Origin of the sequence: Acaryochloris thomasi RCC1774, assembly GCF_003231495.1 — a bacterium.
GTDB lineage: Bacteria > Cyanobacteriota > Cyanobacteriia > Thermosynechococcales > Thermosynechococcaceae > RCC1774.
Genome location: NZ_PQWO01000008.1, coordinates 94,389 through 114,559 on the forward strand (window position 1 = coordinate 94,389; position 20,171 = coordinate 114,559).

The following is a 20,171-nucleotide window of genomic DNA, read 5'->3' on the forward strand; positions in this document are numbered from 1 at the left end:
GGCGGTAGTATCTAGACCACTTCACATGACTTCAGCGTCTGCGGAAAATAGTCGAGCTAAGTTTCTTGAAGCTCCGCCAAGATCTCGTTGATAATGACTGAATATCTCCATTGTCCAACCTAGCGACCTTATTAATTACTGTGACAGAAGCAGGCCAGTACAAGAAAACCGTCAATCTGCCCCGCACGACCTTTGACATGCGGGCCAATGCCGTCAAGCGTGAACCCGAGCTACAGGCATTTTGGCAGGAACAGCAGATTTACGAAGACCTCTCCCAAAACAATCCGGGGGAACTGTTTGTACTGCACGACGGGCCGCCCTACGCCAACGGAGATCTGCACATTGGTCATGCCCTTAACAAGATTCTCAAGGATACGATTAACAAGTATCAACTCCTGCAAGGCCGCAAGGTCCGCTATGTACCGGGTTGGGACTGTCATGGTTTACCTATTGAGCTGAAGGTGCTGCAAAACATCAATCCTGAGCATCGCGCGAATTTAACGCCACTGAAGCTGCGCTGGAAAGCACGCGATTTTGCGGTCAAAACAGTCGAGAAACAGAGCAAGAGTTTCCAGCGGTACGGCGTATGGGCTGACTGGGAGCATCCCTATTTGACACTCAAGCCTGAATACGAGGCGGCTCAAATTGGTGTCTTTGGACAAATGGCCCTCAAGGGCTATATCTACCGGGGATTCAAGCCGGTTTACTGGAGTCCCAGTTCCCAAACAGCGCTGGCTGAGGCAGAGCTGGAATATCCCGAAGGACATACCTCTCGCAGTATCTATGTAGCGTTTGAGGTCACAAAGCTCTCACCTGAAGCAGAAAACGATCTAGCGGACTATCTCCCTGGACTAAAGGTGGCGATCTGGACAACCACACCTTGGACAATCCCCGGCAACTTAGCGGTGAGTCTCAATCCGGATCTCAGCTATGCGGTGGTCAAGACGGCTACTGGAGAACATCTGATTGTGGCGGAAGATTTGGTTGAGGCTTTGGCAACAACCCTCGCAGGAGATCTCACGGTTCAAACCACAATCTCTGGCAAGGCGCTAGAGCATTCGACCTATCGCCATCCTCTGTTTGACCGAGAAGGTCCTCTAGTGATGGGCGACTATGTGACCACTGAGTCTGGGACGGGACTGGTGCATACGGCTCCAGGACATGGTCAAGAGGATTATCAAGTAGGCCAGCAGTATGGTTTGGCGATGCTGTCTCCGGTGGACGGCAATGGTCAGTTCACAAAGGAAGCGGGACCATTTGAGGGACTCAATGTTCTCAACGGTGGAAATGAGGCCGTGATTGAGGCGCTCAAGTCTGCTGGCACGCTGCTAAAGGAAGAGGATTATGTTCATAAATATCCCTACGATTGGCGGACGAAGAAGCCGGTCATCTTGCGGGCGACGGAGCAGTGGTTTGCGTCTGTTGATGGCTTTCGAAAGGATGTGTTGGATGCGATCGCAACCGTCCACTGGATCCCCGCCCAAGGTGAAAATAGAATCACGTCAATGGTCTCCGAGCGGTCTGACTGGTGTATCTCTCGACAGCGTAACTGGGGCGTCCCCATCCCGGTGTTCTACGACGAAGCCGATGGCGAACCGCTCCTGAACGAAGAGACGATCAACCATGCCCAGAAGATTATCGCCGAAAAGGGATCGGATGCCTGGTGGGAGCTTTCCACAGAGGAACTATTGCCGGAGCCCTACCGCAGCAACGGCCATAGCTATCGCAAAGGCACCGACACAATGGATGTCTGGTTTGATTCCGGCTCTTCTTGGTCCGCCGTTCTCGATCAGCGTGAGGCGCTAAAATATCCAGCCGAGATCTATCTTGAAGGCTCTGACCAGCATCGTGGCTGGTTTCAGTCGAGCCTTTTGACCAGCGTCGCGGCCCACGGTCAGGCTCCCTATAAAACCGTTCTCACCCACGGATTCGTCCTCGATGAACAGGGACGCAAGATGAGCAAATCCATCGGCAACGTTGTTGATCCAACACTGGTGATCAATGGGGGTAGAAATCAAAAGCAAGATCCACCCTACGGCGCTGATGTACTACGCCTTTGGGTCTCATCCGTAGACTACGCCTCTGATGTGCCGCTGGGGAAAAACATCCTCAAGCAAATGTCGGATGTCTATCGCAAGATCCGCAATACAGCGCGATTCTTAATCGGTAATCTCCATGATTTTGATCCGGCTCAGAATGCAGTGGACTATGCCGATCTGTCTCAGCTCGATCGCTATATGCTCCATCGGATGACTGAGGTGTTCGCTGAAGTTACCGATGCCTTCGAGACCTATCAGTTTTTCCGCTTTTTCCAGGCTGTGCAGAATTTCTGTGTGGTAGACCTGTCTAACTTCTACCTCGATATCGCTAAAGATCGGCTCTATATCAGCGCCCCTGATGATGTTCGCAGGCGAAGCTGCCAAACGGTACTTGCGATCGCACTTGAGAACCTAGCCCGCGCCATCGCTCCGGTCCTATCCCACATGGCAGAAGACATCTGGCAAGCGCTGCCCTACGCAAAATCTCACGCCTCAATTTTCGCTGCAGGATGGGTGCAGCTAGAAGACAACTGGCAAAATGCCAGCCTTGCTGCCACCTGGAGTCAGATTCGGCAGGTGCGTCAAGACGTTAATAAAGTTCTAGAAGAGGCCCGTTCTGCCAAAACCATTGGTTCCTCGCTAGAGGCCAAGGTGCAACTTCATGTTGCAGATAACAATCTACGGCAAACGTTAGCAGACCTCAATCCAGCCTCGGATCAAAAAACGAACGGAATTGATGAATTGCGGTACCTATTCCTAGCTTCACAGGTAGAACTGCTGGATTCCAATGATTTTGCCAAGACAGCACAGTATTCCTCAAAGTCTGATACCTTGACCGTAGGTGTCACCCCGGCCCAGGGACATAAGTGCGATCGCTGCTGGAACTATTCCGAGCACGTCGGCGCTTCAAGCCAACATCCTCTTCTATGCGAGCGCTGTGTGGACGTCATTGAATCACTGATTTCCCACGAGCAAATTGCCCAAAATGAGGAGGGAAGCTGGCACCCTCTTTAATGCTAAGGACCAGCCTTAAGGACTGCTGCAATCGGAGACGCAATGTTTGAGCTTGATGCCAGTATCCCAGCAGCCAAACAATGCCCGATCTGCGGTCAGACAGGCGATCGCAAGTTCCGAAAAAATCACATCTGGATTCGGGATTGTGCCAACTGCAGTCATCGCTTTGCCGAACTAGAGCTTGGCATTGACGAAGTGGGCCAAATTTATGATGGCCAGTACTTTCAAGGAGACGGCCTTGGGTATCTTGACTATCTTGCTGAAGCCAGCCTGCTCAGGAAGAAAGGGCAATGTTACGGAAAGCTACTAGAAGGCTACTGTTGGCCTGGAACAGCGCTTGATGTAGGAGCCGCTGCTGGTTTTATCCTCCACGGGCTGATGAACTACGATTGGCAAAGCCGCGGGATTGAGCCCAACGCGCGCATCGGAAGATTAGGCCGCGAAAAGCTGCGGCTCAACATTACCCCAGATACCCTTGAAACGTTTCCTAAAAGTGAGTGTTACGACCTAGTTATGATGATTCAGGTCCTTTCTCATTTTTACGATCTTGAGGCTGCCCTAGAAGTTGCCGACCGCGTTACCCGACCGGGTGGCCTATGGCTGATCGAAACCTGGAATCGTAGTAGCTGGACGGCTCGTCTTTGTGGCAAGCGGTGGCGGGCCTATCAACCGCCCACCACACAAAACTGGTTTTCACCATGCTCTCTGCGAGAAATTGCCGAAGCTTACGACTTTGAAGAAGTGGGTCAAGGCAACGCAACCCGATGGGTGAGCGCCCCATACCTACGGTCCTTGCTCCGCTACCACGGCGGGTTTTGGTCGTATCCTCTTGAAAAGCTTTTGGCCATTATTCCCAACTCATGGACGATGTCTTGGCCCGTAACAGACCGCTTCTGGGCGATCTATCAGAAGGCCGAAAACCTAGATTAGGTGACGGTGAACCTATCAGTGCTAGAGACAGAGCATTCATGCGTGCCTCTAATCATCGCAGAGACACGCACAGCAATTAAAGCCGGGGTGCCTGACTAACGCCTTGACTTAAGAGAACTGCCTGCTGTTCTGTTGTGGGCGTAGCCGCTTGAACGATCGAAGGTACAGAGGTACGAATCCGAGCAATGAGCTGCGATGTTTTAGCATCGTAAACCTGCGTCATAATTTTGGGATAGAGACCAATCCCAATGATGGGGATCAATAAACAGGCAATGATAAATACCTCACGCGGTTCTGCATCAATGAGAGCCTCGTGGGAAGTCAGCTCTTTGTTCTCATCACCGTAGAAGATTTCCCGCAGCATTGATAGCAAGTAGATAGGCGTTAGGATCACACCAATTGCCGCTAAACAGACCACAATCAAACGAAAGCTGAAGCTGTAGGCATCACTAGTTGCAAAGCCGACAAACACCATCAGCTCAGCGACAAAGCCACTCATACCCGGTAGCGCCAAGGATGCCATACTACAGGTCGTGAACATGGCAAAGATCTTAGGCATCTGCTGACCGACCCCCCCCATTTCTTCGAGAACCAAGGTATGAGTGCGGTCGTAGGTTGCGCCGACCAAGAAAAACAGGCTTGCCCCAATTAAACCGTGGGAGACCATCTGCAAGACAGCACCACTCATGCCCAAGTCAGTGAAGCAGGCAATCCCAATCAGGACGAAGCCCATGTGGGAAATTGAAGAATAGGCAATCTTCCGTTTGAGGTTGCGCTGAGCGAAGGAGGTGAGGGCCGCATAGATAATGTTGACCACTCCCAAAATAATCAGCGCAGGCGCAAACTTAGCATGGGCGTCCGGCAGCATCTCCACATTCATGCGAATCATGGCGTAGCCACCCATTTTTAGCAGAATACCTGCCAGCAGCATGTGAACCGGAGCAGTGGCTTCACCGTGGGCATCCGGCAGCCAGGTGTGGAGCGGTACGATGGGTAGCTTAACTGCATAGGCAATCAAGAAGGCAGAGTAGACCAACAGCTGGAAGGTGAGTGGGTAGTCCTTTGCCATTAGCGATCTCATGTCAAAGGTGACTACATCACCAAAGAAAGCCATTGCCAGCGCTGCAACCAAGATGAACAGAGAACTTCCAGCGGTGTATAAAATAAATTTTGTTGCTGCATACTGACGCTTATAGCCACCCCAAATCGACAGCAGCAGATAAACCGGCAGCAGCTCCAGTTCCCAAGCCAAGAAGAAAACCAGCAGATCTTGGACCGCAAACACTGCAATCTGACCGCCGTACATCGCCAAAATCAAAAAATAAAATAGCCGAGGCTTAAAGGTAACCGGCCAAGAAGCCAAAATCGCCAGCGTACTGATAAAACCCGTCAGCAGAATTAGCGACATGGAGAGGCCATCCGCCCCCACCGACCACTGGAGACCAATTTGAGGGATCCAGTCGTAACGCTCCACCATCTGCATTTCAGAGCTGGAGATGTCGTACTGCGTGTAAAACGCATAGACCAGCATCACAAAGTTGATCAGCCCAATGGTGAGGGCATACCAGCGAATTGGTCGCCCTTTGCCGTCGGGGTCAGGAATCAGCGGAATCGCAGCAGAGGCCACTATCGGAAAAAAGATAATTGCGGTTAGCCAGGGAAAGGTGGCTAAAGTCATAAACCGTATAACCTCTGAACTTGCAAGAATTTACCTTACAGAAATTGACAATGTGAGCTTAACAATGCCGCCCTAGACAGAAATAATCACGAAACCCAAAACCGCGAAGAAAATAATCAGCGCGTAGAACTGGGCGCGACCATTCTCAAAGTATTTCAACCCTTCGCCACTAATCACGGCGACAAACCCCGTGAAGTTAACAACGCCATCAACGACGTTGTAGTCCACCTCTAAGACCTGACGCGCTAATCGACGGCAGCCACGTACGAAAACACGATCATAGAAATCATCTAAGTACCATTTGTTGAGTGAGAACTCATAGAGAGGCTGAATTTTAGATGCGATCGCACCGGCATCAACCTTGCGGCTGATATACATCAACGAAGCCAGCGTAATCCCAATCAGGGCAATGCCGATGGAGCTACCCGCCATCGGAGCGAACTCAGACCACTCGAACTCAGCCGCTATCTCTGCCATGTCGGGAACGGGTTCCCCTGGCGGATAGATGAAGGTTTCAAAGTAGTTAGCGAAGGGTGTCCCCAACAGTCCGATAGCTAATGAGGGAATCGCTAACACCATTAGCGGTAAAGTCATGGTGATCGGAGATTCATGGGGCTCGCTGGCGTGGTGCCCGTGATCGTGAGAGTCGTGGGCATCATGAGCCTCCAGCTCTTTAGGATCCATTGCCCCAGGTCCGAAAGCCGGTTGAGAAAGCTGTTTAATCTGGGTGCGAAGCTCTGATTGGTTACCGCGAAATTCTCCTTCAAAGGTCGAGAAGTACATGCGGAACATATAGAAAGCCGTAACCCCTGCAGTGGCCCAGCCAATCAACCACAGAGCCGGATTTGCTTCAAACGCAGCCCCTAAGATCTCATCCTTAGACCAAAAGCCAGCGAAGGGTGGAATCCCGGAAATAGCAAGACAGCCAATTAAAAAGGTGATGGCAGTGGCAGGCATATACTTCCGCAGACCACCCATTAGGCGCATGTCTTGCGCAAGCACTGGGTCATGCCCGACGACATCTTCCATACCGTGAATGACGGAGCCGGAGCCAAGAAAGAGCATGGCCTTGAAATAAGCGTGGGTCATCAGGTGAAAGAGGCCGGCGGAGTAAGCGCCAATCCCCATTGCCATCACCATGTAGCCCAGTTGAGAAATGGTGGAGTAAGCCAAACCCTTCTTAATATCGTTCTGGGTCATCGCAATGGAGGCACCCAGGAATGCAGTTAAAGCGCCGGTCCAGGCAATCACCGTCATCACTGTTGGAATGTCGGCAAAGACCGGAAACATTCGGGCAATCAAGAAGACCCCAGCCGCAACCATAGTGGCGGCGTGGATCAGAGCCGAAATGGGTGTTGGCCCTTCCATTGCGTCCGGTAGCCATACGTGGAGGGGGAACTGGGCTGACTTAGCAACAGGACCCAAAAACACCAGAATGGCAAAGATAGAAACGAGCGTTCCGCTGAGTGCTCCAGAGGCGACTAGCTCCTGGAGGCGAGTGCCAATGATGTCAAATTCAAAGCTGTTGGTGGCCCAAAAGAGGCCCAAAATACCCAGCAGCAGACCAAAGTCACCGACGCGGTTGGTGACAAAGGCTTTCTGAGCAGCGGCAGCGGCGGGTTTGCGATCAAACCAGAAACCCACCAGCAGGTAGGAACACATCCCCACCAGCTCCCAAAAGATATAAATCTGTACCAGGTTGGGGCTCATCACGAGGCCCAGCATCGAAAAGCTAAACAGACTCAGATAGGCGTAGAAACGGACATAGCCTGGATCGTGGGCCATATAGCCGTCGGTGTATACCATCACCAAGAAAGCTACCGTGGTTACCACCACCAACATCATGGATGTCAGGTGATCAATGGTGTAACCCATATTGAGGTGAAAGTTACCGGCTGCGGCCCACTCAAAAGTGACGAGGTAAGGCTCATGACCTTGAAACTGACTCCACAGGATGGCAAAGGAGAGCGCCATTGCGCCCCCCAGCATTGAAACGATGAAGGTCGCGCTAGGCCGACGCAGGGCATTTGTTGCCTTATTAAAAGAGATCAGTCCAAGGCCTAAGATCATGGCACCTGCGAGGGGCAGGACCGGAATCAGCCAGGCATACTGATATAAAGATTCCATTGCTGACGCTTATTCTCTGCGATGTTTTCGTTGGATCCGCAAAACAGTTTTCATTGTGGCACAATCTCAAGCTTACAGACGGCTCTCTGCTGCGGCTTGTTTTAGCGGGATATTGTGATTAGACTGCCCTGAATGAAGGCACAGAGTAACTTCCGTTAACTATTCTGCAGGCCATGGGCAGGAATACCGCTGATCCTTAAGGCTTTCTGCAGCTTGTTTAAGCTAAACCTTAAGAATGCAGCACTGTAGGCATCGCCTGCCCGGCCTGAACCCCGACTAAGCAGAGTGTGGGACCTGCTCTAAAATCGCCTGGAGCTGCTCTCGGATCAAAGTACGGCTTTCAAAAGTTTCTATCCGCTGGATGACCTCGCCTTGATCAAAGAGTATCAAGGTCGGGATCTGCTTGAGACGATAGTCATGGGCCAGCTTAAAGTTCTCGTCAGCGTTGACCTGAACAACCTTCATTTGGTGGGTCGCGTCTTCGTCGATCCGGTTGAGATATTTAGAGAGGATTCGGCAGGGACCACACCAAGGCGTCCCAAAGCTGACTAGGACTAGACCGTCAGCCTCAAGCACGGCTTGTTTGAAGGTGTGTTCGTTGACCGATAAAACCATGCGGAGATGTTTAGTAGCAACGAATTTGAAGCAATAGCTGCGATTATGCTACCAGGAAATAGCGAACGGGAAAAATAGCGCCCATGAAACTTGCGATCGCACAGCTCAATCCCACCATCGGCGATTTATCCGGCAACGTCCAGCAGATTATCGAACGGTCTATAGAGACTGCGGGCCAGGGCGCTGAGCTAATGCTAACGCCGGAGCTATCCCTCTGTGGCTATCCACCCCGCGATCTGCTGCTCAACCCCAGCTTTATCGAGGCGATGACGGCAGCGCTACAGGAAATCGCGGCAAAGGTTCCGAGTCATTTAATGGTGCTTGTAGGCTTTGCTGAACCCAACCCCCAGGCACCTGAAGTGGGAAGCAAGCCACTCTATAACAGCATGGCCTGCATCAAGGCGGGTCAGGTCCGGCAGGTAATTCGCAAGCGTCTGCTGCCCACCTATGACGTGTTTGATGAAGATCGCTATTTTGCCTCTGGAGAGCAACCCGGCATCTTGGACTGCTGCGGCCTCAAGCTTGGCGTCACCATTTGCGAGGATCTCTGGAACGATGAGCAGTTTTGGGGCCATCGCTCCTACACAGTCAATCCCATTGCCGAGCTGGTGGAGCGTCAGGTAGACCTGATCGTGAATCTTTCTGCCTCGCCCTTTGTGATCGGTAAACAGCGCGTCCGCGAGGCGATGCTCACGCACAGTGCCCAGCGCCACGGTTGCCCAATCGTATACGTCAATCAGCTAGGGGGGAACGATGATCTTATTTTTGACGGCCGCAGTGTGGCAGTTGATATACAGGGTTCAATTGCAGGCCGCGCTCAAGCCTTCAAGACCGATCTACTATGTATAAAATTTGATTCTGAGAAGAAAACGCTACGATCCTCAATCAGCCATCCCTTAGAGGGTGATCACGCTGAAATCTGGGCGGCGTTGGTGTTAGGGGTGCAGGACTACGCCCGTAAATGTGGGTTTACCCAGGCCGTGCTGGGATTGAGTGGTGGGATTGATTCGGCACTTGTAGGTGCGATCGCAACAGCAGCCCTCGGCCCTGAAAACGTCCTTGGCGTCCTAATGCCTTCTCCCTACAGCTCCGATCACTCGATTAAGGATGCTCAAGATCTAGCAGTGAATCTGGGCTTTAAAACTGAAGTGATTCCCATTGCTGATCTCATGGGAGCCTATGATCAATCCCTATCCTGTATATTCTCAGACACCGAACCCGGTATAGCCGAAGAAAATATACAGGCTCGCATTCGGGGGGCGATTTTGATGGCGATCGCAAATAAATTTGGTCGTCTCCTGATCTCCACCGGCAACAAATCTGAACTTGCCGTCGGCTACTGCACCCTCTACGGCGACATGAGCGGTGGGCTCGCCGCCATCTCTGACGTACCTAAAACCCGCGTTTATTCTCTTTGCCGCTGGCTCAACTCAGAAGCAGGCCAACAAGCCTTTAACGCTCAAAGCTCAGAAATCATTCCAAAAAACATTCTCACAAAACCTCCCAGCGCCGAACTCAAACCTAATCAGGTGGACCAAGACTCTCTCCCCCCATACGATCAACTTGATGACATTTTGGCCCGCATCGTTGATCAGCATCAATCACAGACTCAGATCGTAGCTGCAGGTCATGCGGCTGCCATTGTGCAGCGCGTCATGCAACTTGTACATCGAGCAGAATTTAAACGTCGGCAGGCTCCTCCCGGCCTCAAAATTACAGACCGTGCCTTTGGTACAGGCTGGCGGATGCCAATTGCAGCAAAACATTAACGAGAAAAGCCTCTAGCCAATACTGTTAGAGAGCAACATGAAACTAGAAGAGACAGTCTCAGCATCGCCAAAGGGCAGGAATCGCTGGATGAGAACGTTAAACAGCGTTAAGAGTGCCGCACCAAAGATCGCACTCAAGAGCTTATTCTGCAGCCGGAAACCTGGAACCAGAGCCGCCGCAAGGCCAAAGATAATTACGTTAAGGATAAAAACAGGTAAAAAGTCCAGGTGCAGGGGCAAGAAGCTGAACAACTTGATCAGCGGCCACATCAAAACATTAAGAACACCAATGACAATCGCTGAGATTGCGGCTTTGCCGGGGCTGTCTATATCAACCCCCACCACAGGCAACTTAGAAATAATTAGCAAACTGATAACCGTCACCACAAACTTGACCAGAAGACCAATCATGAAAAATCTCCAAACTTAATGGGTTTACCTCAGACACGAACTGAGTCGTTGTCGAGAGTAATCGTACAGAAAAAATCTGTAAATTAAGATACTTTTACCGCGCTACGGGACTCAAAGCGGCATAAAGTTCAGAATTCTTTGGATAAAGGCCACTCACGGCTCTGCATTTCTGATTGATGAAGTCTTATATGATGAAGCAGATTAGTATTGTTCTTAGGTAAAGCCGCTCTATGAAACGCCTGTTTGGGATTGTTCTCTCAACCTTGCTCCTAACGTCCTGTTTATGGGGAGGTTTTCAGTCAGCTGGACTGACGCAGCCCCTTAGAAAAAACATCCAACAAAATCCTGAGTTTTCCTCTCCTAGGACCTCTCTTGTTGCTCAGGCACAAGCCGAAGAATTTGTACTACCGCCGCTTCCCTATGCTTACGATGCTCTCAGTGCATACGTTGATGAGCAAACTATGATGATTCACCACGATAAGCATCACGCGGGCTATGTGAAGAATTTGAATGATGCGATCGCAAAGCACCCTGACTTAAAGGGCAAATCTGTAGAAGCTCTCCTGCAAGACCTAGACAACATCCCTGAAGATATTCGCGTCACTGTTCGCAATAACGGCGGCGGTCACGCAAACCACACCATGTTCTGGGAAACCATGACGCCCGATAGTAAAGGTCAACCCACCGGCAAGCTAGCGAAGGCCATCAACTCAAGCTTCGGCAGCTTTGACGCTTTCAAAGAAGCCTTCAACACCGCTGGCACTAAACAGTTTGGGAGCGGTTGGGCTTGGCTGGTCTTGACACCCGATAACAAGCTAGAAGTGACCAGTACAGCAAACCAAGATAGTCCATTACTGGACGGCAACACACCGATCATGGGCAACGATGTTTGGGAACATGCTTACTACTTGAAGTACCAGAACAAGCGGGGTGACTACCTCAATGCCTGGTGGAATGTCGTGAACTGGGATCAGGTGGGTCAACGGTATGAGCAAGCATTGAGTTCTTAGTGACTTTATTCACTAACATCTGACCAGATCGCATATTCATTGCCGTTGGGATCACTAAAGTGAAACCGACGGCCCCCTGGGAAAGGGAAGATTGGTTTGACGATCTGACCGCCAGCATTTTTAACAGCAATCACCGCAGCTTCTAAATCAGCGCGATAGAACACAATGAGTACGCTTCCCGATTGAGTCGAGACCGTCGTATCGGATTTGAAGAAGCCGCCGTCCACGCGGCCATCGTTAAAGCTGCAGTACTCCGACCCAAAGTCTTCAAAGGTCCAGCCAAACAGCTCTGAGAAAAAAGCCTTTGTCTTCGGCAAATCTAAGGCAGGAATCTCAATATAGTCAATCGTATTCTCTCGATTCATGCGTCTCTAGTTTTGTCTCTTCCAATTTTGTCGATCAACAGCAACAATTTTATCCGTGAGGTTTGTAGGCTTCACTACGGTGCGCGATCGCCACAACTAGCACCAAAACCTGCCCATCGTCTATCGAGTAAACAACCCTATAATCACCGATACGGTAGCGATAGCAACCTGCATAATCCCCCCTGAGAGCTTTGATATTGGGATGTGAACGAGGCGTTTGTTCTAGCTGCTGCAAACATCGAGCTATTTTCTTCGCTAAAGCTTTGTCAGCCTTGAGATAAACCTTCTGGGCATCTGGATGGAGAGCAACCTCATACATCAGAGCGAAGGTTTCTCCAGTTCGTATAAAGAGTTTGGGGCGTTGCTCGATTCTGCCTAACCCGCTCTAGCAAACCAGGAATTGCCAGAAGTTCTTGAGTAGCAGCTTCGCTCTCGGCGTTCGCTAGGTAGGTTGCAAAATCAGTAAGCACCTGAAGTCGCTCTGGAGAGAGTTGTCGGAGTAGAGCACTAAGCTGGTTCTGCAGCTCCTCTACAGACGCCAAATCTGACGATTCTAGATTCCCTATGTGAGAACTATCTGCAGGGTTCATCACTTTGTCTCCCGACGGCAAAATGTAAGTTCTATTGTAAGGCAACCTTTTAACTAGGCCATTACCATGCCGCCATCAACGTTGAAGACTTGGCCGGTAATGTAAGCGGCGGCTGAATCCGCCGCCAGAAACCGTACTGTACCTGCAACCTCTTCGGGCTGACCGTAGCGACCTAAGGGGATGAACTTAAGGATTTCTTCAGCACCTAAGCCATCAGTCATATCTGTCTCAATGAAGCCAGGAGCGACTGCATTGACGGTAATTCCACGACTGGCGAATTCTTTGGCAACGGTTTTCGTGAAGCCGATCACTCCAGCTTTCGCGGCGCTGTAGTTGGCCTGACCGGGATTGCCCATCTGTCCAGCAACAGAGGCGATATTAATAATTCTGCCCGCACGCTGCTTGAGCATTGTTTTGCTTACGGCTCGGGTGCAGAGAAAGACACCCGTTAGATTCAGATCAATCACCGCTCTCCAGTCCGCAGGCTTCATGCGCAGCAGCAGGGTATCGCGGGTTATCCCTGCATTGTTAACCAGCACGTCCACACGGCCCCACTTATCCATCACGGTTTTGACGAGGGCATCGACCTGCTCTTCTTGAGAGACATCCGCTTGAATTGCGATCGCATCTCCACCTTTGCCGGTAATATCTGCCACCACCTGGTCAGCTGCAGTACTGGAGCTAGTATAATTCACCGCCACAGCAGCCCCCTCAGCAGCAAGCGCTAGGGCAATCTCTTTGCCGATGCCCCTCGAAGCACCTGTGACAATGGCAACTTTATCCTGCAGTGAACTCATACATGACTCCGATCTAATCCGTAGACGATCTTATGTCATTGATGTCACCGGACTAAACCGAAGCAGGCACCTTGGCGCTGAACTTAATTTTCAGGTAGTCCTCTTCCATTTTGGCTCCGGCAGGCTGCATAGCCGCAAGCGCCTGGGGCAGAACTAGATTGCGACGATGATTACCAATGCGAACGTTGAGTTCATCCGCCGTCTTCGTTAGCTCCACCTGATCTTTCGGAATACCGGGCAAATAAAGCTCAAGGCTATACTCACCATCATTCTGCACAACCCGCAGCGTATTCTCGTGGTAGTAAACCTTGGCCGGATCTTCGCCCTCGGGATAAAGCGTCTCTTTGAGACGATCTAAGGCTTCAAGACCGCACATCTCTTCTTGGTAGAGCGGCACCTCTTTGACTGGGAGAGGATGGAAGTTTTCATGAATTTCTTTGCGGTGCTGACTCTGATTCTCTTTCCACTGCACAAAGAAAGGATCCGTGACGTGTTCAGGAATAATTCTGTTAGCCACCACCATGTCTGTGGAAACGTTGTAGAGACTCAAATAGGCATGGGCGCGCAGAGACTCTTTAATAACCATCTTCTCGGGGTTGGTCACCAACCGCACTGAGGTCTGAGTATTGTCGGTTAGCACCTTTTCTAGGGCTTCAATTTGCTCATAAAACTCATAGGGCGCATCCATCACCTCAGAGTTCGGTAAAGAGAACCCCGCAATCGGCTTAAAAATCGGTTCCACTAGTGGTCTGAGAGCCACAGAGACAGCCTGGAATGGCTTATAGAAGCGGCGCATATACCAACCACTCACTTCAGGCAAGCTCAGCAACCGGAGCGCTGTACCGGTGGGGGCTGAATCAATGATCAGCACATCAAAGGTGCCTTCGTCATAGTGACGCTTCATGCGGACCAGACTAAAGATTTCATCCATTCCCGGCAAGATAGCCAGCTCTTCTGCCTGTACGCCGTCTAAACCTCTAGCTTGAAGAACTTGGGTAATGTAGCGCTTGACCGCTCCCCAGTTGCCCTCTAGCTCCATAAGAGCATCTAACTCGGCCCCCCAGAGATTGGGGCGGACCAATACAGGTTCGTGCCCAAGCTCCATATCGTAGCTATCGGCAAGGGAGTGAGCCGGGTCGGTGCTGAGCACTAATGTTTTGTAACCCAGTTCGGCACACCGGAGGCCAGTGGCAGCAGCAACGGAGGTCTTACCAACGCCACCTTTACCGGTCATTAAAATTACGCGCATGGGTCACTCAAGCAGATTGAAGGTGTACAAGGCTGAAAGCCAGTTGAGATGGGCTTTACCTGTATTCACAATAACGTAAAGGACGAGACCGGTGTTTTGCGAATCAAAAATCACTGGGAACCAACCGCCCCTAAATCGTCAGAGAACGGCCAAGGCTTGGCTCAAAGGACACTTCAATATCTCTCTGCGCCACACGAGCAAGAATATCCCGAAGCATTTCTTCCCCTGGGTTAGCCAGTACAGGCGTTCGGTTGAGGCGACTTCATTTCGGCATCAGCCCCAAAGCCAGGGGCTAACTGAGTCTCTTGAAAGCCTGACACAATGCTCCCTTTCATAGCCTGAGTTCCGTAGCCCCCAGGATTCATGTGGGCCCGAACAATGAGAATTTGATCTGCTGAGGCAGAAACGGGACCACCACTGCGCTGGAAAGGTTGCTCATCAATATGGCTGTGAGCCAAAATTCGCCGGTATAGCAGTTCACCTTCTTCGCTTAAGACTTCCCACCAGTCGGCATATTGCTCGCATCCAGTGTCGGGACTTTCGACCGTGACAGCGAAGGTATATTGCCCAGGCTGGTTTTCGGTTGCAGTCACATCAGTTACCTTTGCCAGTCCGGCTTCAGGCTGGTTAGGCGCAGGCACCGAAGAGTCAGTTGTGGCTTGACTGGAAACGGTGGGGGCTGAAGAGCAACCTACCAGCAGCATCAATCCAATGAGGGCTGTCCTAAAAATCATGCTTTATGCCTTTGCAAGTCTATTTTTCAAGCCTGAGACGACACGATTGAGGCCCACTGAGTTAGAAGCCTTGAATAAAATGCGATCACCGCTGACAGGCTGCCCTTCGGGCTTCAGAATGGCTTTCTCTAGATAGTCAATGAGAGCGTCATGACTGTCAAATTGTTGCGTTGGGATAGATTGAGCACCCTGAGCTAGGGCATTTCCTTCAAAGCCCCGATCTAAAATCAAAAGCTGATCAAGGTTCAGGGTCTTTACCAGCTCTCCAATTTCTCTATGGAGGGCTTCTGCATGATCACCCAGTTCTTTCATAGGGCCTAACACAGCGATGTGGCGCTTACCTGGTGTGTTGGCAAGGAGCTTCAGCGCTGCTGTCATTGATTCAAGACCTGCGTTGTAGGTTTCATCTAATAGCACAACATCGTTGGGCAGGTTGATCTTTTGAGCGCGTCCTCCTGGGAGGTTGACGGTGATTCCCTGCTTAAGTGGGGCTAGATCGAGTTTTAGATGACGTGCGATCGCAACTGCGGCCAAATAATTTAGCGCATTATGCTCTCCCTCCAGCGGCAGCGGATAGGATTCCCCCTCTAGCTCTATCGTTTGCGCGTCGATCAAATGTCCTTGCAAATCTCCTGCCGTCAGACCGTAGCTGATTAGGTCGCCCTGCCAAACCTGTTTAGCCGTGGACATGAGCAGCGGTAAATCAGCATTCAAAATCGCGAGGCTTGAATCGGGCATCTCTGCAAATAGCTCACATTTAGCTTCTGCGATCGCTTCACGCGAGCCTAGGCGGCCGATGTGGGCAGTACCAACGTTAGTGATTACGGCAATATCAGGCTGGGCAATTTGAGCCAACTCCGCAATTTCACCTCGCCCCCGCATCCCCATCTCAATCACGGCATAGTCATGTTCTGGGGTCAGTCTCAACAGCGTTTTGGGCACGCCAATCTCATTGTTATAGTTGGCCTCGGTCTTGAGGACGTGACCAGCCGTACCAAGAACGGATGCAATCAGCTCCTTGGTTGTGGTCTTGCCCACGGAGCCAGTAATCGCAATAATTGGGATTTGGAACTGCTGTCGCCACCAGCGACCTAAAGCTTGGTAGGCCGCTAAGGTATCAGGCACCTGGAGTTGGGGGATGTCAGTTTCTGTAGGGGTGTCTACGATAGTTGCGATCGCACCTTTCTCCATCGCCTGCCCAATAAACCGATGCCCATCAAAACTTTCGCCTCGTAAAGCTAGAAAAACGGAGCCTGAATTCAGTTCACGGGTATCCGTCGTTAAACCATCCGCAGACCTCTGAAGCTGAGAGCTCTCGAAGTTAACAGGCGTTGCCTGCAATATTTCTATAATCTGCGCGAAAGTAGCACGGAACGCCATATCGACAAACACATGGTGGAACAGACCTGTAATTTATCACTCAAAGACGTTTCTAGAACAGATTCTCCACTGCCTCAAGGCACTTTAAAGCCACGATATTGTCATTCCCCCTATTTGCACCTATTCAGCGATATAGATAGACACAATCACCCAACAAGTGACGGCAAGATCTAGCGGCCCACAACAACACAGTGAAGATTTGAACAACAGAAAGAAAAGACAAGCCAAATGCAGACAGTGCACAGGTTCACAACAGAAACTCTGAACTCCCTGAGATACTGGAGCAAGCACTTATGGGTCAAGTTCAGACTTCAGCAACGGTTTTTCCTCCTACGGACACAGCTGAAGCTTAGGAATATAACCAGCTACTCTATTACCCTAAGAGACGCTGGCCTAGGCGACCAACTGCTCAACGCTAATGTTTCCGCAAAAATATGCGAACGACTTGGCCTAAAATTTTCCGGTATCAGAGAGGCTTCTCTGACAAGTCAGAAGTCTCACCGAGAAGGGTATCTAGAAATTTATCAATACATTGGCATAACAGATATAGCTAGAATCCAAGACAAAGATCTCTTGACAATATCTAGCTCCAAGACAGAGTCTCTATTACTTTTTCTAGAGCATATTCAAAAGAGAGCTAAAAGTCCAGAAGCAAAAAGATCTCTCTGTTTTGAGACTCCAATGCCAGTATGCTATCGTTCAGTCAAATATTTAGATAGCCACAATGGAAACTACTTAAACAATCAGTTTTCAGCTCAGCTAAAAAGTTTATATCATATCAAAAAGACGCAACAAGAAGAACATCAGAAGAAAATTTTATTTCATATTAGACTAGGTGACGTTGCAAATCTAGAGTTACTTCCAGAAAAGATTTTTATTCCTTGGTGCTATGCAATCAACCAAGAAGGATTCATTAACTTATCTGAGCAAACTACTCACTACCGGCATGACCACCTATCAGACTTTTCTCTTCTCTCTCAACGTCTATGCCAAGAGATCAGCGAGACCATTGAAATCATTGTCGTTACAGATGGCTATAGCACATCATTTGACTATATCTCAGGAAAAAGAGAGCTTGTTGAGTATCTAAAATCGTTCAATCTCAACTTCAATAAATCCACAATCAGAGATTTAAAGTCAAAGTACAGAAAATATTTTCACAGAAAGTTTTCAGGAGCCAGTCAGATCATCTATGGGGAAGAGGTGGAATTATCGCTTGAGGCAATCAAACAAATTGCTAGCGCTGATATTGTTATATCGTCAAGCGGGCACTTCGCTCTGGGATTGATGAATAATTTTGCCATCAAGAAGCAAGACTTCTTTTCTCCTAAAATTACGTACCTAGCATCCCAGAGGAATAATTCTAGAAAAAATTTAACAGCCCATCTATTATCTGATTCCATAGAGAATAACGTCACAAATATAACCCAATTAATAGAAAGTTCATCCCACTAATATCTAGGCTTGAAAATCTATCAAAAATTCTTCCATAAGGCCTATAACAATTTTTTAAGCAGAAATTTTTTGAGCAGAAGGACTGGGAGCATCCCATTTTCACAGAAATGCCTAGCGATTGAAATCGCGGCTGCATAGAAGAAGTCCAGGCGGACTCACGCATCATCTTTGGCCTGCACAAGCAGGCTTGGTCTTTCTAGCTGGGATTAAAATCGCCAGAGACCAAAGTGGGATACTCCCGAAGGATTAGCCTGTAACCCTCACTCTTTGCTACTGATCGACTTCTTGAAAGCTATGCACCCCGAAGAAGAAAGAGTTTTCACTGATGCAGAGGCATGCCCCTGGTTGGCTGACCGTGCATCCCACCTTAAATATCTGGCGATCGCTCCATGACCTGAGCCTTATGCTCCGCAAAGTCGACACCCCCCTCGCCTGACACCCCTCACCTAAGGTTCAGATATCCCCAAATAAGGCACGATTGTTAACCCTCAGCTATCCCACAGAAGACAGACAGACGGTATGATTAAGTTGAGAAGTGTAAATCTCTGTGTCTATTTGTGACTAAATCACAGGCAGCCGGTTTGAGTCTGGCGAGAGAGCGCCGCTGTTGTCTAGCCGTTCCGCCAAGTTGCTTGATTCTCGGTTTTCAACCCAACATTTTTGAGTGTATTTCAAGAAGCATAGGAATTCTGAGTGAGTTATAAGCAAAAGGTTTTAGTCGTTGATGATGAGTCAACGATTCGTCGCATACTGGCAACTCGTCTAACGATGCAAGGATATGAAGTATCTGTGGCAGTGGACGGAGAAGAAGCCCTCCAGGTCTTTGAGGAGCAGGCTCCCGACCTCGTTGTTTTGGATATCATGATGCCAAAGCTCAACGGTCTCCAGGTTTGTCAAGAGCTGCGCAAGACGACAGATATCCCCATTATTATTTTGTCAGCATTGGGAGATGTGGGCGATCGCATCCAAGGCTTAGAGCTGGGTGCAGATGACTATTTATCAAAGCCCTTTTCCCCAAAAGAGCTAGAGGGACGAATTGAAGCTATTTTGCGCCGTACCCAGAGCGAATCGGGTGCTGAGAGCCAGACCAACGGAATTATTCAGCTGGGTGCTCTACGGGTTGATCTGCGAAAGCGACAGGCCTACCTTGCAGATGAGCGGCTGGCCTTGACGGGAATGGAATTCGATGTTTTGGAGCTGTTGGTCACGAATCCGGGCAAGACCGTATCGCGTTCTGAGATTCTGCAGCGCGTTTGGGGCTATGCTCCCCACCAGTATGCAGATTTGCGCGTCGTGGATGTGAATGTCTCACGCCTGCGCTCTAAAATTGGCGACAATCCTAAAGAACCCGAGTTTATCCACACTGACTGGGGGACCGGCTATTACTGTCAGCCCGTGGGACAGACACCTGCCGTTAGCGCCTAGTCCGATGAGTGCTTTCCCGAAGGTCAAACTGATTGCCGTGGGCAAGGTCAAAAAAGTCTGGATTCGGCAGGGACTAGAGATGTACGTTCCGCGTTTACCAGAACTGGAAATTCAGGAAATCAAAGACTCTAACCCCGACAAAGAGGGGGAGCAGCTTCTCTCCCTAACCACCGTGAACGATTCAGTTGTGGCTTTGTCAGAAGCAGGTAAAACCTATACCTCCGTGGATTTTGCTCATTATCTAAGCCAAGCTCCTTCCCATAGGCTTGTGTTTATGATTGGTAGTGCCGAAGGACTCAGTGAATTGGTTAAACAGAAATCAGCACTACAGTTCAGTCTCTCACCCATGACCTTCCCCCACGAGCTGGCTCGGCTGATGCTGGTGGAGCAGCTCTATCGCGCAAAGAACATTCTGCAAGGCGGTAGCTATCACAAGTAGGCTTAGCTCTCAATGGCCATCGAATCGATGGAGGAGGCAAAACCTACCCAGATTGAGTTGGCGATGATAGGCTGGGCAAACAATTATTGGTTTTGGTGGGGGGGCAACCGCCAAATATAGCGGTACACGTATTGATTAGGACAT

18 protein-coding genes are annotated in these 20,171 nt (G+C 50.0%); 7 read left to right on the plus strand and 11 right to left on the minus strand.

The genetic code is table 11. The annotated features are described in order from the left end of the window. The first annotated feature begins 140 nt into the window (after positions 1-140). Positions 141-3,053: an isoleucine--tRNA ligase gene (ileS, locus tag C1752_RS14025; protein WP_110986815.1), complete on the plus strand. Its 2,913-nt coding sequence runs from the start codon at positions 141-143 to the stop codon at positions 3,051-3,053. Positions 3,054-3,095: 42 nt separating this feature from the next. Further along, positions 3,096-3,983 carry a class I SAM-dependent methyltransferase gene (locus C1752_RS14030; RefSeq protein ID WP_110986700.1) on the plus strand — a complete coding sequence of 296 codons (888 nt, stop codon included), beginning with the start codon at positions 3,096-3,098 and terminating at the stop codon, positions 3,981-3,983. Between the two features lie 76 nt (positions 3,984-4,059). On the opposite strand, the gene ndhD1 is transcribed toward C1752_RS14030, so the two are convergent. From ndhD1 to C1752_RS14045, 3 genes are all read right to left on the minus strand, one after another. After that, positions 4,060-5,661 carry a photosynthetic/respiratory NAD(P)H-quinone oxidoreductase subunit D1 gene (gene ndhD1, locus C1752_RS14035; protein WP_110986701.1) on the minus strand — a complete coding sequence of 534 codons (1,602 nt, stop codon included), beginning with the start codon at positions 5,659-5,661 and terminating at the stop codon, positions 4,060-4,062. A gap of 72 nt (positions 5,662-5,733) precedes the next feature. Beyond that, a complete protein-coding gene (locus tag C1752_RS14040) occupies positions 5,734-7,788 on the minus strand; it encodes an NAD(P)H-quinone oxidoreductase subunit 5 (RefSeq protein ID WP_110986702.1) in 2,055 nt (684 codons plus the stop codon). Positions 7,789-8,064: 276 nt separating this feature from the next. Next, positions 8,065-8,403 carry a thioredoxin family protein gene (locus tag C1752_RS14045; RefSeq protein WP_110986703.1) on the minus strand — a complete coding sequence of 113 codons (339 nt, stop codon included), beginning with the start codon at positions 8,401-8,403 and terminating at the stop codon, positions 8,065-8,067. A gap of 83 nt (positions 8,404-8,486) precedes the next feature. Between C1752_RS14045 and C1752_RS14050 the strand changes: the two genes are divergently transcribed. Next, on the plus strand, positions 8,487-10,172 hold the full coding sequence (locus C1752_RS14050) for an NAD+ synthase (protein WP_110986704.1): 1,686 nt from the start codon (positions 8,487-8,489) through the stop codon (positions 10,170-10,172). A 12-nt stretch (positions 10,173-10,184) separates the two neighbouring features. Here C1752_RS14050 and C1752_RS14055 read toward each other — a convergent pair whose 3' ends face one another. After that, positions 10,185-10,583, minus strand: a complete 399-nt coding sequence (locus tag C1752_RS14055) for a phage holin family protein (protein ID WP_110986705.1) — start codon at positions 10,581-10,583, stop codon at positions 10,185-10,187. A gap of 230 nt (positions 10,584-10,813) precedes the next feature. On the opposite strand from C1752_RS14055, the gene C1752_RS14060 reads away from it, so the two are divergent. After that, entirely contained in the window at positions 10,814-11,593 is a 780-nt protein-coding gene (locus tag C1752_RS14060) for a superoxide dismutase (RefSeq protein ID WP_110986706.1), read from the plus strand. A gap of 5 nt (positions 11,594-11,598) precedes the next feature. Here the strand turns inward: C1752_RS14060 and C1752_RS14065 are convergent, their stop codons facing one another. The 7 genes from C1752_RS14065 to C1752_RS14100 all read right to left on the minus strand — a co-directional run bounded on the left by C1752_RS14065 (position 11,599) and on the right by C1752_RS14100 (position 16,708). Next, positions 11,599-11,958, minus strand: a complete 360-nt coding sequence (locus C1752_RS14065) for a VOC family protein (RefSeq protein WP_110986707.1) — start codon at positions 11,956-11,958, stop codon at positions 11,599-11,601. A gap of 49 nt (positions 11,959-12,007) precedes the next feature. Next, positions 12,008-12,277: a type II toxin-antitoxin system RelE family toxin gene (locus C1752_RS14070; RefSeq protein ID WP_110986708.1), complete on the minus strand. Its 270-nt coding sequence runs from the start codon at positions 12,275-12,277 to the stop codon at positions 12,008-12,010. Continuing rightward, positions 12,270-12,548: a hypothetical protein gene (locus C1752_RS14075; protein WP_110986709.1), complete on the minus strand. Its 279-nt coding sequence runs from the start codon at positions 12,546-12,548 to the stop codon at positions 12,270-12,272. Before C1752_RS14075 ends, C1752_RS14070 begins: the two co-directional genes overlap by 8 nt. A gap of 53 nt (positions 12,549-12,601) precedes the next feature. Next, a complete protein-coding gene (gene fabG / locus C1752_RS14080) occupies positions 12,602-13,345 on the minus strand; it encodes a 3-oxoacyl-[acyl-carrier-protein] reductase (RefSeq protein WP_110986710.1) in 744 nt (247 codons plus the stop codon). A 52-nt stretch (positions 13,346-13,397) separates the two neighbouring features. Next, complete coding sequence (locus C1752_RS14085) at positions 13,398-14,594, minus strand: TRC40/GET3/ArsA family transport-energizing ATPase (RefSeq protein ID WP_110986711.1); 1,197 nt, start codon at positions 14,592-14,594, stop codon at positions 13,398-13,400. A gap of 230 nt (positions 14,595-14,824) precedes the next feature. Continuing rightward, positions 14,825-15,328: a hypothetical protein gene (locus tag C1752_RS14095; RefSeq protein WP_110986713.1), complete on the minus strand. Its 504-nt coding sequence runs from the start codon at positions 15,326-15,328 to the stop codon at positions 14,825-14,827. Positions 15,329-15,331: 3 nt separating this feature from the next. After that, positions 15,332-16,708 carry a UDP-N-acetylmuramoyl-tripeptide--D-alanyl-D-alanine ligase gene (locus C1752_RS14100; RefSeq protein ID WP_110986714.1) on the minus strand — a complete coding sequence of 459 codons (1,377 nt, stop codon included), beginning with the start codon at positions 16,706-16,708 and terminating at the stop codon, positions 15,332-15,334. Between the two features lie 573 nt (positions 16,709-17,281). Here C1752_RS14100 and C1752_RS14105 point away from each other — a divergent pair. The 3 genes from C1752_RS14105 to C1752_RS14115 all read left to right on the plus strand — a co-directional run bounded on the left by C1752_RS14105 (position 17,282) and on the right by C1752_RS14115 (position 20,027). Then, on the plus strand, positions 17,282-18,163 hold the full coding sequence (locus tag C1752_RS14105; protein ID WP_146242341.1) for a hypothetical protein: 882 nt from the start codon (positions 17,282-17,284) through the stop codon (positions 18,161-18,163). 693 nt (positions 18,164-18,856) lie between these two features. After that, a complete protein-coding gene (gene rpaB, locus C1752_RS14110; protein ID WP_110986716.1) occupies positions 18,857-19,588 on the plus strand; it encodes a response regulator transcription factor RpaB in 732 nt (243 codons plus the stop codon). Between the two features lie 4 nt (positions 19,589-19,592). Further along, complete coding sequence (locus C1752_RS14115) at positions 19,593-20,027, plus strand: 23S rRNA (pseudouridine(1915)-N(3))-methyltransferase RlmH (protein WP_110986717.1); 435 nt, start codon at positions 19,593-19,595, stop codon at positions 20,025-20,027. Positions 20,028-20,171 lie beyond the last annotated feature (144 nt).